At 63.3% G+C, this 13194-nt stretch carries 12 protein-coding genes; 5 read left to right on the forward strand and 7 right to left on the reverse strand.

Annotated elements, in window-relative coordinates; all coding sequences use genetic code 11:
* The first annotated feature begins 69 nt into the window (after nt 1-69).
* From AB8B20_RS17610 to AB8B20_RS17620, 3 genes are all read left to right on the forward strand, one after another.
* Nucleotides 70-345: a metal/formaldehyde-sensitive transcriptional repressor gene (locus AB8B20_RS17610; RefSeq protein WP_439074486.1), complete on the forward strand. Its 276-nt coding sequence runs from the start codon at nt 70-72 to the stop codon at nt 343-345.
* 11 nt (nt 346-356) lie between these two features.
* Nucleotides 357-1277 (forward strand): CDF family Co(II)/Ni(II) efflux transporter DmeF, encoded by a 921-nt coding sequence (gene dmeF, locus AB8B20_RS17615; protein ID WP_439074485.1) that lies wholly within the window; start codon nt 357-359, stop codon nt 1275-1277.
* Nucleotides 1278-1422: 145 nt separating this feature from the next.
* Nucleotides 1423-3015: a class I adenylate-forming enzyme family protein gene (locus AB8B20_RS17620; RefSeq protein WP_439074484.1), complete on the forward strand. Its 1593-nt coding sequence runs from the start codon at nt 1423-1425 to the stop codon at nt 3013-3015.
* On the opposite strand, the gene AB8B20_RS17625 is transcribed toward AB8B20_RS17620, so the two are convergent.
* The 3 genes from AB8B20_RS17625 to AB8B20_RS17635 all read right to left on the reverse strand — a co-directional run bounded on the left by AB8B20_RS17625 (nt 3016) and on the right by AB8B20_RS17635 (nt 6449).
* Entirely contained in the window at nt 3016-4605 is a 1590-nt protein-coding gene (locus AB8B20_RS17625) for a gamma-glutamyltransferase family protein (protein WP_439074483.1), read from the reverse strand.
* Nucleotides 4606-4673: 68 nt separating this feature from the next.
* Complete coding sequence (locus AB8B20_RS17630; protein WP_439074482.1) at nt 4674-5885, reverse strand: amidohydrolase family protein; 1212 nt, start codon at nt 5883-5885, stop codon at nt 4674-4676.
* Between the two features lie 93 nt (nt 5886-5978).
* Nucleotides 5979-6449 (reverse strand): MarR family winged helix-turn-helix transcriptional regulator, encoded by a 471-nt coding sequence (locus tag AB8B20_RS17635; protein ID WP_439074481.1) that lies wholly within the window; start codon nt 6447-6449, stop codon nt 5979-5981.
* 150 nt (nt 6450-6599) lie between these two features.
* Between AB8B20_RS17635 and AB8B20_RS17640 the strand changes: the two genes are divergently transcribed.
* Together AB8B20_RS17640 and AB8B20_RS17645 are read left to right on the forward strand one after the other, a co-directional pair.
* On the forward strand, nt 6600-7022 hold the full coding sequence (locus AB8B20_RS17640; protein WP_439074480.1) for an organic hydroperoxide resistance protein: 423 nt from the start codon (nt 6600-6602) through the stop codon (nt 7020-7022).
* A gap of 95 nt (nt 7023-7117) precedes the next feature.
* Nucleotides 7118-8860, forward strand: a complete 1743-nt coding sequence (locus tag AB8B20_RS17645) for a cytochrome c biogenesis protein DipZ (protein WP_439074479.1) — start codon at nt 7118-7120, stop codon at nt 8858-8860.
* A gap of 9 nt (nt 8861-8869) precedes the next feature.
* Here the strand turns inward: AB8B20_RS17645 and AB8B20_RS17650 are convergent, their stop codons facing one another.
* From AB8B20_RS17650 to AB8B20_RS17665, 4 genes are all read right to left on the reverse strand, one after another.
* Nucleotides 8870-10243 carry a VWA domain-containing protein gene (locus AB8B20_RS17650; RefSeq protein WP_439074478.1) on the reverse strand — a complete coding sequence of 458 codons (1374 nt, stop codon included), beginning with the start codon at nt 10241-10243 and terminating at the stop codon, nt 8870-8872.
* Between the two features lie 2 nt (nt 10244-10245).
* Nucleotides 10246-11196 carry an AAA family ATPase gene (locus tag AB8B20_RS17655; protein WP_439074477.1) on the reverse strand — a complete coding sequence of 317 codons (951 nt, stop codon included), beginning with the start codon at nt 11194-11196 and terminating at the stop codon, nt 10246-10248.
* 133 nt (nt 11197-11329) lie between these two features.
* Nucleotides 11330-12091, reverse strand: coding sequence for a thermonuclease family protein (locus AB8B20_RS17660; RefSeq protein ID WP_439074476.1), 762 nt, complete (start codon nt 12089-12091; stop codon nt 11330-11332).
* A gap of 92 nt (nt 12092-12183) precedes the next feature.
* Nucleotides 12184-13083, reverse strand: a complete 900-nt coding sequence (locus AB8B20_RS17665) for an EamA family transporter (protein WP_439074475.1) — start codon at nt 13081-13083, stop codon at nt 12184-12186.
* Nucleotides 13084-13194: the final 111 nt, after the last annotated feature.

Here is a 13194-nt window from a genome sequence, read left to right on the forward strand (position 1 = left end):
CTCCCCTGCCCGGCTTGTCGCCGGGCGGGGACTTTCGCTCGGACGAAATATAGGGTAGGGGACTATCCTATGTCGCATCTCACCGCTAACAAGACCAAGCTGCTCGCCCGGGTCCGTCGGCTCGCCGGCCAAATGGCCGCCATCGAGAAGGCCATCACCGAAGACGCCGGCTGCGCCACGATTCTGCATCAGGTCGCAGGCGTGCGCGGCGCCGTGAGCGGGCTGATGGATGAACTGATCGAGGACCATGTCCGCGAGCATGTCGCCCATCCCGGTCTCAGCACCGACGACCGTGCGGCGGGCGCCGAAGAACTCATCGCCGCCATCCGGCGCTACGCGAAATAAGGACGGGCAGCATGCGCACCCACTCCGACATCGACCACCTGTCCCATGAGCACATGTTTCTGGGCGACAATCATGACGAGAACACCCGCCGCACACTGTGGGTGGTCGTCCTTACGGCGCTGATGATGGTCGGCGAGATCATTGCCGGCACAGTCTTCAACTCGATGGCGCTGCTGGCTGACGGCTTCCACATGGCGACCCATGCCGTGGCGCTCGCCATTGCTGCGGGCGCCTATGCTTATGCACGCCGCAACGCACATAACCGCCGCTTTACTTTCGGCACAGGTAAGGTCGGCGATCTCGCCGGCTTTGCCTCCGCGTTGGTGCTGGCGATCATCGCCCTCGGCATCGCCGTCGAATCCGTGCAGCGGCTATTCAATCCGTCCGCAGTCGCTTTCGGCGAAGCCACGGTGATCGCCGTCATCGGTTTAATCGTGAATATCGCCAGCGCGTTTCTGCTGAGCGGTGGGCATCATCACCACGGCCACGATCATCACGACCACGACCATCACCACGGCGCACATCATCGCGACAACAACATGCGCTCCGCCTTCATGCATGTGCTGGCCGATGCGCTGACCTCGGTGCTCGCCATCGTCGCGCTGATAGCCGGCCGCTATCTTGGCTGGGTGTGGCTAGATCCTGTGATGGGCATCGTCGGCGGCATTCTCATTGCCGCCTGGGCGTGGAATCTGTTGCGCGACACGGCGGCCGTGTTGCTCGACACGTCAGATCCGCATCTCGAAGAGGAAATCCGCGAAGAAGTCGAGCGCCCTGGCGACGCCCGCATCTTCGACCTCCACGTCTGGCGCGTCGGCCCCGGTGCGCATGCCGCGATCGTCGGTTTTGCCGGCGGAGCCAGCACAGAGACGGTGCGGCAGCGCCTCACGGCCGTGCATGAATTGCAGCACGTGACTGTGGAAGCGCGCTAGCCCCGGACGCGCATCTCCCACGTTACGAGCCATGCGACGAAGCGGGTTGGCATTCTCCGCATGGCTGATTAACCTGACGTCATCATCGCCAGCCAAATGGCGGGACGTGCCGATTGCGGCGCGCAAAAAAACGTCTGGGACGGACATGCAAGGACAGATCGCGCCGGACACCTCAACGCCGGCCACCCGCCATGAAGTTCTCTACAGCGAACGCGTCGTCGCCTGTTTCTCCGATCGCCCGCCGACCCTCGACGCCATGCTGCACGCTGCAGTCGCGCGGAAGCCTGATGGCGTTGCGTTGGTGCTCGGCGAAAAACGCGTCGCCTATGCGGATCTCGACCGCGTCGTGGAGAATGTCGCCCGCAATCTGATCGCCTCCGGTTTCCGGAAAGGCGAGCGCATCGCGATGCTGCTCGGCAACTGCCTGGAATTCATCTTCTGCGCGCTCGGCGCCGTCCGCGCCGGCATGATCGTCGTGCCGCTCAATACGCGGCAACGCGCACCCGAGATCGACTATGTGTTGCAGCAGTGTGGGGCTTCAGCGCTCGTCTATGACGCCGACTGCGAGGCCAACCTGCCCGCACCACATGCGGGCTTGCGCAATCAGTGGGTGGTCGGCAGCGGCCGTGCGCCGTCGTTTACGGAGCTGACGAAAGATGCGCCTGCCGCTGCGCTTCCCGAACTCCATCAGGAAGACACCGCTTTTCTGCTCTATACGTCAGGCACCACTGGCAACCCGAAAGGCGCGATGCTCACCCACGCGAGCATCATCCATTCGCTGCTCAACTTCCAGCACGGCTATGGCCTGCACGACGGTGACGTCACCATGCTGGCGGTGCCAGCATCGCATGTCACCGGCCTTGTGGCATTGATCCTTGCGACCATCAATGTCGCCGGAACGACGGTCATCCTGCCGACCTTCAAGGCACCGGAGTTTCTCGCTGTCGCGGCACGCGAGCGCATGACCTACACACTAATGGTGCCCGCGATGTACAATCTCTGCCTGCTGCAGCCGGACTTCGAGACCCACGACCTCACGGCCTGGCGCATCGCCGGCTTCGGCGGGGCGCCGATGCCGGAAGCGACCATCACGCGCCTCGCGCAGGTGCTGCCTAAGCTTAATCTCTGCAATGCCTATGGCTCGACCGAAACCACCTCACCCGCGACGATGTTTCCGCCCGGCTCGCCCGTCAGCAAGATCAATTCGGTCGGACGCCCGGTAACCGGCGCACATATCATCATCGCTGATGACGATGGCCACGAGGTGCCGGCCGACCAGGACGGCGAATTGCTGATTGCCGGCGCAATGGTCGTACCGGGCTATTGGGACAATCCGGATGCGACTCGCACCGGCTTCGTCGGTGGCTATTGGCGCTCCGGCGATATCGGCCGCATGGACGCGGACGGCTATGTCTATGTGGTCGATCGCAAGAAGGACATGATCAATCGCGCCGGCTTCAAGATCTACTGTACCGAGGTCGAAAACGTGATGTCACATCATCCCGCCATCGTCGAAAGCGCAGTGGTGGGCAAGCCGGATCCAGTGCTGGGCGAACGCGTACACGCCTTCGTCTATAGCCCCGATGGCGGCAACGAGGCCGACATCCGCAAATACTGTGCGGAGCGGCTGTCCGATTACAAGGTGCCGGACAGCATCACCTTCCTGAAGGAGCCGCTGCCGCGCAACGCTAATGGCAAGATCCTCAAGACCGAGCTACGCAAGATGATGGCGAGCTGATCACCAGGCGGCGACAGCACCATCCGAGCGCGGGTCCGTCGCGCCTTCTAGCACGCCATTGGCGTGCAGCACGATGGCGCCGGCATGGCCCATGGTGCCGGTATAGCTACCGAGCACCTCGACCACGTGACCGGCAGCCCGAAGCTGCTCGATCAACGCGGGATCGAAGCGATCCTCCACCTTCAGCGTGACGCTCTCGTCGCCCCAGGTCTTGCCGAGCAGCCAGCGCGGCGCGGTCACGGCCTGCTGCAGCGGCATGTTGAACATGCCGTAGCGCGAGAACACCGCTGACTGCGTCTGCGGCTGCCCCTCACCGCCCATATTGCCATAGACCATACGACGGCCGTCATCGAAGATCGCCATCGCCGGATTGAGCGTGTGGAATGGCTTGCGGCCCGGCTTCAGCGCATTCCAGCCGCTCTCCTGCAGACGGAACGAGGCGCCGCGATTTTGCCAGCAGATGCCGGTTTCCGGCAGCACGACGCCGGAGCCGAACTCGAAATAGACCGACTGGATGAACGACACCGAACGGCCCTGTTCGTCGATGACGCCGAGCCAGATGGTATCGCCGGGCTTGCGCACATGCGGCCACGGCAGCGCAATCTTGCGATCGATATGGCGCGCCAACTCGTCCAGCTTGGCGTCGTCGAGGAAAGCCGCAGGATCCACCGTCATGTGATCGGGATCGCCGACATGCTCGTCGCGGACGATGAAGGCCTGCTTGGTGGCCTCGATCAGACCGTGGATGTGATCGAAACCTTCGGCCTGGGTGACACCAAGGCGATCGAACATCGCGAGGATCATCAGCGACGACAGACCCTGCGTCGGCGGCGCCATGTTGAACAGCTGCGCGCCGCGCACGGTGGTCGATAGCGGCGGGCGCTCGGTGGCTTGATGGCTTTGCAGATCGACAGCGGTGACTGGCGACTCCACCCTGGCGAGATCGGCGGCGATCGTGTCGGCAAGCTTGCCGTTGTAGAAACTCTCGAAGCCCTCGGCGGCCAAACGCTTCAGCGTCGCGCCGAGCGCGGGGAGCTTCATCACATCGCCTTCGGCCGGCGCCTGACCGTTCGGCATGAAAGTCCCGGCGAAATTCGGCTGGTCCTTCAGCTCCGCGAATTTCTCAGACGTCAGTTCGGATTGGCTGCGCGTGACGACGATGCCGTTCTCGGCATAATAGATTGCGCTGTCGAGCAGGCGTTCGCGCGACAGCGGCTTCTGCCAATGCTTCGAAACATCCAGCGCCTTCTGCCAGCCGGACACGGTCCCGGCGACGGTATTGGCAGCGAGCGGTCCGCGGAACGGAATCGCCGAAGCGCCCTTCGACGCATAGTAAGCAAGGTCCACCGCTGCGCCGGCGCGACCGCAGGCATCCAACGTGATCGGCGCCTTACCGGGCTCGGCGATCAGCCAGAAGCCGTCGCCCCCGATGCCGGTCATGTGCGGATAGACCACTGCGAGCGCCGCCGCTACGGCGATCGCCGCTTCCACAGCGGTCCCGCCGTCCTTGAGCACATCGAGACCGGCCTGCGACGCCAAGTGATGCGGCGAGGTCACCATGCCCCGTCGCGCGCGCGGTGTTTCAAGCATTCGTCGTCTCCAGAACTCGTGGCATGCCAGCTTTGTTTGGCGCAGTCGTAACGCGTCCAGCCGATGATTCAAGCTTTTCGGGCGACAATCTCGCCGTCCCGGGCAACCAGCCGGCCGTTCTTGTAGACCGCGCGGCGCCTTGGCAGATCGACCACGGCCTGCGGCACGTGCGGTGCATCGATGGCGACAAAGTCGGCCTTGGCGCCGACGCGGAGGCCGTGATCTTCCAGCCGCAGCGCTTTCGCACCACCGGCCGTGACGATGTCGAAGGCCAGCATCAGATCTTCGTCGGTGTTGAAGCCAGAGCGATAGCCGATCATCATGGCCCGGCCGAGCATGTCGCCGTCGCCATAGGGCCACCACGAGTCGCGGATGTTGTCGCAGCCGCCGAACACCGTGACGCCGGCAGCGCGCAACAGCTTCACCGGTGGAAACGGCCGCGCACCCGGCGCATTGGTCATGATGGCGACGCCGCTCGCTGCCAGCAACTCGGCTGTTCGCTGCACAACATCAGGAGCGACATCGCCGAGCGAATACGCATGACTGATGGCGACATGGCCCTGCATGCCCAGCGCCTGCGTGCGCGCGCAGATCTGCTCGATCTCGAAAATGCCGAGCATCGAGGGATCGTGTAGATGAATATCGACATCAACACCACGTCGCTCGGCGATGCCGAACACCACGTCGAGATGCTTCTCGACATCGCGGTCGAAGCCACCGGGATCGAGGCCACCGATCACATTCGCGCCGAGATCGAAAGCAGCATCGAGCAGATCCGGCGTGCCCGGGCTGCGCAGGATGCCGCTTTGCGGGAACGCGACAAGCTGGATATCGATGAGGTCGCGATGCGCCTCGCGCACGGCGAGGATGGTCTCCAGCGATGTCAGGCCGACCGAGCCATCGACCATCACATGGCTGCGCATGCGCGTGCTGCCGTGACCGAGGCAAAGCTCAAGCTGGCTCCGCGCGCGCTCGGCCATCGGCGCGGCCTTGGCCATGTTGTCGGCCTGGATGGCGACGCGCTCCTGCACGTTGAAGCCGTTCGAATAGGGCACATGCGGCCGCCAGACGTCGCCGTAGAAACTGGTGTCGAGATGGATGTGACCTTCGACGAAGGACGGGATGACGAGCGTGCCGCCGAGATCGACGGTCTCTGCGGTTGTCGGTGCTGGATCGCTGCCGGATATGATCTCCGTGATCAGACCGCCACTGACGGCAATCGTGTTGAGGCTGCCGTCGGCGAATTTCGCCCGCGTAAAAATTTTGTCGATGTCGCTCACGCCAACCTCTCGGACTGATCTGCTGCCGCGAGGTTACAGGAGGACGACACAGCATGCACCCGCATGCCGGCCACTGCATGGCCGATACGCGGGTCAGCTCTCGCACGCAGCCTTGATCAGGTTATCGCGCAGCGTGGCAACGCCCTGCTGCATTTTCTTGAATTCGTCGGGCTCAAGACCGGATGCCTTCACGAGATTCATGGTCAGCCCCTTCTCGCGCAGCCGCCGGCCTTCGTCGGTCAGGCTGATCACCACCTGCCGCTCATCCCCGGGATCGCGCTGCCGGCGCAGATAGCCCATCGCTTCGAGCTTCTTCAGGATCGGCGTCAGCGTGTTGGACTCCAGAAACAGCTTCTCGCCGAGGCCACTGACGGTTTGCCGGTCCTGCTCCCACAACGCGACGATGGCGATGTACTGGGTGTAAGTCAGACCGAGCTTTTCGAGGATCGGCTTGTAGGCCCGGCCATAGGCCAGATTGGCTGAATAGATCGAAAAGCAAAGGAAATCCGACAGTTTCGGCCCGGCCTGCTCGGATTTGACCGATTTTAGCTTGCTTGATGACATGTCCGCACTCCCGTCAGGACACGAGAACGTGACCTATCGCATCCATATATATCGGATGCGATTAAATCGGAAGAGTTGACAGATGGATCGGAGCCGTTATTTGTATCGCACTCGATTACATCGCGTACGATACAAGTAGGAGCTACGACCATGACCTCGACCACCATCGAAAAGGTTCTCTATACCGCCCAGACCCACACCACCGGTGGCCGCGATGGCGCCTCGCGCAGCTCTGACGGCCGGCTCGAGGTCAAACTGTCGCCTCCCGGCTCGGCCGGCGCCGGCACCAATCCCGAGCAAATGTTCGCGGCCGGCTGGTCCGCCTGTTTCATCGGCGCCATGGGGCGCGCCGCCAGCAATCTGAAGGTAACGCTGCCGGCCGACGTCGCCGTCGACACCGAAGTCGACCTTGGCACCACCGGCGGCGACTTCTTCCTGCAGGCTCGCCTCAATGTCAGCCTGCCCGGCCTCGCGCCGGACATCGCGCGCCAGGTGGTCGATGCCGCGCATCAGATCTGCCCTTACTCGAAGGCAACGCGCGGCAACATCAATGTCGCGATCAACCTGATTTAGCCCTCACCTTCTTCCGCGGACCGTCAACCGGTCCGCGGATCGCGGCGCTCCCCCGAATGGTCGCCGGCTTCACCCGTGTATTTTTGGAGATCACCGTGACGCTCTTCATCCTCGCTTATGCAGCCGGCCTGCTCACCATCGCATCGCCCTGCATCTTCCCGATCCTGCCGATCATTCTCGCCCGCGCGGACCAGCCGTTTCGCCGCAGCGGATTGCCCTTGCTGATCGGCCTCACACTGACTTTCGCGGTGGCCGCCAGTCTCGCCTCTGTCGCCGGCAACTGGGCGATCGAGGCAAATCGCTATGGCAGAACCATCGCCCTCATCGCAATGACGCTGTTCGGCCTGGCACTGCTGTTGCCGACTCTCGCCACGCGACTGATGGCGCCGCTGGTGCTACTCGGCGTGAAGCTGTCCGGCTGGGCCGGCCAGAATGATGCAAACGCCAACCGCACACCGGTCGGTTCGCTGCTGCTCGGCATCGCGACGGGCCTGGTCTGGGCACCCTGTGCCGGACCGGTGCTGGGCCTGATCCTCACCGGCGCGGCACTGCACGGGCCGGGAATCGACACCGTGCTGCTGTTGCTTGCCTATGGTCTTGGTGCGGCCACATCACTTGCCGCCGGCATGCTGCTGGGCGGACGCTTGCTCGTCAAGGCGCGCGAGCTGATGCCATGGAGCGATGGCGTGCGTCGCGCGCTGGGTGGCGCGGTACTGCTCGGCGCCATCGCGATCTGGGCCGGGCTGGATACGCGCCTGCTGACGCAACTATCACTGCCGTCAACGACGGCGTTTGAAAGCAAGCTGATCGACACGCTCCAGCCCGCACCATCCGCGCAGGCCGGAACGTCCATCGGCAATGCCACACCCCATGCATCACTGTCTGGTCCGCTCGCATCGATCGTGGGCAGCAGGCAATGGCTCAACACGTCGCCGCTGAAGGCTGAAGACCTGCAGGGCAAGATCGTGCTGGTGAATTTCTGGACCTATTCCTGCATCAACTGCCTGCGCGTGCTGCCGCATGTGCGTGCCTGGGCCGAGAAGTATCGCGATCAGGGCCTCGTCGTGATCAGCGTGCACACGCCGGAATTCGCCTTCGAGAAGAACGTCGGCAATGTCAGCACCGCAACGACGAAGCTTGGCGTCGGCTATCCCGTCGCGATCGACAACGACTTCCGGATCTGGCGCGCCTTTAGCAATAATGCATGGCCTGCCCTCTACTTCGTCGGTGCCGATGGTCGCATTCGTCATCAGGCAATCGGCGAGGGCAACTATGCGACGTCGGAAAAGGTGATCCAGCAATTGCTCGCCGATGCCGGCCACAAGCCAACCGACAACGCTGCAACCGTGACAGCCGAAGGCACGCAGGTTGCGGCGGACGAAGTCCAACTCCGGTCGTCGGAAACCTATCTCGGCTATGAACAGGCCACCGGCTTCACCTCGCCCGGCGGCGCACGCGAAGACGTGCCGAACCTCTATCGCGGCATCGACATGCTGCCGCTAAACCGTTGGGCGCTGGACGGCACATGGACCATCGGCCGCGAATATGCGCAGCTCGATGAGGCGTCCGGCCGTATCGCCTATCGTTTCCACGCCCGCGACCTGCATCTGGTTCTTGGGCCATCGCCGGACGGCAAGCCGGTGCGCTTCCGCGTCACCATCAATGGCGCAGCACCCGGCGCCAGCCATGGCACCGATACCGATGCCGAGGGATATGGCACCGTGACGGATGCGAAGCTGTATCAATTGGTGCGACAGGCTGGCGACGTCACCGACCGTACATTCGGAATCGAATTCCTCGATCCGGGCGTGCGGGCCTATGCCTTCACCTTCGGCTGATCGCGACGGCTATTGATAGGTCGCCACGATATCGGCGACGGCGCGTTCGAGTTGCTGCGCCGTCGCGCACTGGCGCACGACATTGCAGAAGGTCGCATAGCGCGGCATTTCGGAATCGCCGAAGCCCCAGCCCATGCGGCCCTCGGGATTGAGCCAGACCAACCGCTTCGAGCGCTCGCCGATGCGGCGCAGGATGTCGGCGCGCGGATCGAGATTGTTGCTGCGAGCATCGCCGAGCACAATGACCGTGGTTTGGGCCGTGATCGCGCTCATGAACCCCTTCTCGAAATCGACGAAGGAGCGACCATAGTCGGACGATCCATAGCCCACAGAAGACATGATCTGCTTCATCGCCTCTTCAGGTTTGTTCTTCTCCAGGACTTCACTGACTTCGATCAGGTTGCCGGAAAAAGCGAAGGAGCGCACATCGGATACAACTTCATGCAGGCTGTGGATCAGCAGCAGGAAGAAGTCGGAGACCTGCGCGACCGAGCCCGAGACGTCGCAGATCGCGACGATCTTCGGTTTGTCACGATGACGGCGCTTCCATGCCGTCATGAACGGCACGCCGCCCCAGGCGGCATTGCGGCGGATGGTGCGGCGGACATCGAGATGGCCACGGCGCTGCCGTTTGCGCGGCTTGCTGAAGCGCTCGCGCAGCCGCCGCGCGATCTGCCGGATCAGAACGCGCATCTGCGCGATCTGGCGCTGTTCCAGCCGCGCCATCGGCGCATTGCGCAGGATCTCATTGCGCAGCGCCTCTTTCTCCTCGCGGCCATAGAGCAAAAGCGCCTGCGCGACCATTTCGCTGACGGTCTCGCGCAGGCTGGCGAGCGCCGTTGCAAGCCGTTCTGCATCTGCTGGATTGCGGGTCGTGAGCGCGTCGATGTCGTCGCGCAGTTGCGCGATCCCGAGCTGCTCGAGCACCCGGCTGGCAAACAGCCCCCGCTGGGTGAAGACACGGATGTCGGTCAGGCCGGCGGCATTCGATGCGTTTGAAAGCGCCGCGGCAATGGCGGCGCGGTCCTGCGCCAGCAGCATCTGCGCCAGCGAACCGAGTTCGGTCGAAGCCTGTACCGACGCGGTGCCTGCCGCGGCGTCGGTCCCGCTCTCGCTTGCCCCCTCGCCAGTCTCGTCGTCGGCATTTGCCGCGGACGGCGCGTCGAAATCAGGATGGGTGAAGAACGTATCGAAACAGGCAGCGAGCGCCGCCTTCTCCTCGCTGGACTTCGCCATGGTCAGCAGCAGCGCATCGCGCAGGATCGCGCGATCGGCGGGGCCCACTTCGGCGACGGCACGCATCGCATCGATACTTTCGGCAGGCGAAATCCTGACTCCGGCGCCGCGCGCCGCCCGAAAGAAGCGATGCAGCGTGTCGCGCATGGCTAACCGAACACGCCCTGCCGGTCGGCCTTGGCAACGAAGCCCGAGACCTGCGGCAGTGTCGCTTCAATATCGCCTTCGTATTTCAGCAGCACGTTGAGCGTATCCTTGACCATCTCGTGGCCGAGTTCGGATGCGCCGAGCAGCACCAGCACCTTGGCCCAGTCGATAGTCTCGCTGACCGACGGTAGTTTCTTCAGGTCCAGCGTGCGGACCTGATTGACGAAACCAACAAGCTGCTTGCGCAAGGTGGTGGACACGCCAGGCACGCGAGTCTCGACGATGCGCTCTTCGAGCTTGGGCTCGGGAAAGCCGATATGCAGATGCAGGCAGCGGCGCTTCAACGCATCGCCAAGATCACGTTCGCCGTTCGAGGTCAGGATCACGGTCGGTGGTACGATGGCTACGACGGTGCCGAGCTCGGGGATCGTGACCTGGAAGTCGGACAGGATTTCGAGCAGCAGTGATTCGAATTCGGCGTCGGACTTGTCGATCTCGTCGATCAGGAGCACGCAGCCCATCGGCTGTTCCAGAGCGCGCAGCAACGGACGCGGCTCGACGAACTCCTTGGAGAAGAACACGTCGCCGAAATCGTGCAGCTGCTCCAGCGCCTTGGCGAGCGTATCGGCGCCGCCCAGCACTTCGCCGAGCTTATCCTTCAATATCTGGGTGTAGAGCAGCTGCTTGGCGTATTTCCACTCATACAGCGCTTTGGCCTCGTCGAGACCCTCATAGCACTGCATGCGGATCATCTCGAGGCCGCGCGACGCGGCGATCGCCTTGGCGAGTTCGGTCTTGCCGACGCCGGCCGGGCCTTCAACCAGGATCGGTTTCTCGATCTTCTCAGCGAGATAGACAGCGGTGGCGATCTGCCGGCTGGCGATATAGCCGGCAGAAGCCAGGCTGCGCTCAACGGCTTCGATCGATGCTGACGAACTGGTGTTCTCGGCCACGCGCTTTACTCCGGATTTCGCATACTGGAATAAGCCCCCTAAACAGGTTTTGGGCGCACGCGCCCGGCTCATTTCGGCGTCCTGATTTGCTACGTGGTTCAGCCGGCGGCGTCCAGCGCCACCGGCTCATCGCTCAGTTGCGGCGACTGGGGGCCTGACAGTTGAGCGCCTTGCGGTAACCCGCGGCGCGGGCGTCGTCCTCGCTGCAGAACCAGCGATCCGGCTTCGGCTGGGTCGCATAATTCTGGCACTGGGGGATGAGATAGACACCGACATGTCCGGTAAACTTGGCGCGGCGGACCTGTTTCGCCCGGATATTGCAGCCCGCCGGCATCGCGAGATCGGTGGGAAACAGCGCCGCGCGCAGCTCCTTGTCCTTGTCGCTCCGACAGGCCGAGCCGAGCAATGGGCTGTCACTCGCCTTGCGGCGGAACTCCGCGGGCGTCACGAAGCACCCGCGCCACAGCCCTTGGCGCTTGTCCTTGGCCGCCGTCTCATCGGGCTTGAAGCTGGTCTTGGCGCTTGCCTTGTCCGACGGTTCGATGCTCACCGCATAGCCCGATTGGATCACCGCCTGATTGAGGCTACCCGTCTCGCCAACGACACTGCAGAGACCGGCGCGACGGTTCTTGTAGATCTTGTCCTCGCCAAGGTCCTCACAGCGAACCTCGCGCTTGCCGATCAGCTTCACCAGTTGGTCCCTTGCTTCGACGCCGCAGCCCCAGTTGTCGGCATGTTCGTCGACACAGGGCTGATCCACCTCCGGCGCGTCCAGGCCGGCAAGCTTGTAGGCGACATTGCCGATCTGGATGGTGTCGCCGTCCTTGACGATGGCTTCGACCGCCGAGGCCGGGTTGGCGACAAGCAGCAGGAAGAACAGGGACAGGATGCGCATCAATCTGGTCTCGGGATCGGCACGGGGAGGGCTGCGATCAGTCCTATCGCAGCAGACGCGCCCACGAAAGAGACATCACGCGCAATGCGCCGTCACACCGCAACCAGCATCGCCACGCCGACGACAATCAGCGCGATCCCCGACAATTCGCGTGCCGAAAGGGGCTGCTTGAACGAATAATAGGCGACAGCCTGCGCGAACAGCACCTCGACCAGCGCCAGCGTCCGCACGTTGGCGGCAGCTGTAAGTGCAAAGGCCAGGAACCAGAATTGCGAGGCTACCGCACCCATGAAGCCGGCCAGCATCGATGGCTTCCACAAGCCGAGGATGTCGCTCAGAACCTTGGGTGCCCGGGCCAGCAGATAGATGGTCAGGATCAAGGTCTGCACGAACAGTGCCCAGACCAGCGCATAGGATGCCGCTGTGACGAAGCTAACGTCGGGCACAGCGATGATGGCGCCGCGAAAACCAACGGCCGACAGTGCGAAAGCCGCCGCCGCAACCAGCCCGAGGACGGTCGGCCGGATGCTGGCGATGTTGCGCGTGGTACCGGGCCGTAGTGCCGTCACGACGACTCCGATAGTGGCAATCAGGATCGCCGCGACCTTCAGCACCGTCAAACGATCGCCGAGAATGACAAAACCGAAAATCGCAGTCTGGATCGCCTCGGTCTTGAGATAGGCCGTAGTCACCACAAAGGAGCGATCATTCATCGCTGCCAGCATGAGCCCCGTAGCAAATATCTGGCTCAGCGCGCCGAGTAGCAGCCACGGCCAGAATTCGGCTGATGGCCACGGCACCTTGTCGCCCGTCGCCAGGATGATCACCACGAAAAAGACGATTGAAAACGGGAAGCCGAACAGGAAACGGATGTTGGTCGCGCCCCAGGTCCCGAGCGGCTCGGTGAGCGAACGCTGCATGGCATTGCGCGTCACCTGCCCCAGCGAGGCGATGATAGTGAAGGAGATCCAGAGCGAGGCGATGGTGAACATGAGGCAGGACGGGTCCGCAAGCGATGGCGCGGAACCTGACTGCGTCACGCCGCAGGGTCAAGCGGCCTGCGCCCATGCCTGCGATGCGATCGCGACCGCCTCGGACGTGGC

This window comes from Tardiphaga sp. 866_E4_N1_4, assembly GCF_052076075.1.
Lineage (GTDB): Bacteria > Pseudomonadota > Alphaproteobacteria > Rhizobiales > Xanthobacteraceae > Tardiphaga > Tardiphaga robiniae.

Coding starts and splice junctions, on each gene's coding strand:
- AB8B20_RS17610 (WP_439074486.1), top strand. CDS start 70: ATGTCGCATCTCACCGCTAACAAGACCAAGCTGCTCGCCCGGGTCCGT.
- dmeF (WP_439074485.1), top strand. CDS start 357: ATGCGCACCCACTCCGACATCGACCACCTGTCCCATGAGCACATGTTT.
- AB8B20_RS17620 (WP_439074484.1), top strand. CDS start 1,423: ATGCAAGGACAGATCGCGCCGGACACCTCAACGCCGGCCACCCGCCAT.
- AB8B20_RS17625 (WP_439074483.1), bottom strand. CDS start 4,605: ATGCTTGAAACACCGCGCGCGCGACGGGGCATGGTGACCTCGCCGCAT.
- AB8B20_RS17635 (WP_439074481.1), bottom strand. CDS start 6,449: ATGTCATCAAGCAAGCTAAAATCGGTCAAATCCGAGCAGGCCGGGCCG.
- AB8B20_RS17640 (WP_439074480.1), top strand. CDS start 6,600: ATGACCTCGACCACCATCGAAAAGGTTCTCTATACCGCCCAGACCCAC.
- AB8B20_RS17650 (WP_439074478.1), bottom strand. CDS start 10,243: ATGCGCGACACGCTGCATCGCTTCTTTCGGGCGGCGCGCGGCGCCGGA.
- AB8B20_RS17660 (WP_439074476.1), bottom strand. CDS start 12,091: ATGCGCATCCTGTCCCTGTTCTTCCTGCTGCTTGTCGCCAACCCGGCC.
- AB8B20_RS17665 (WP_439074475.1), bottom strand. CDS start 13,083: ATGTTCACCATCGCCTCGCTCTGGATCTCCTTCACTATCATCGCCTCG.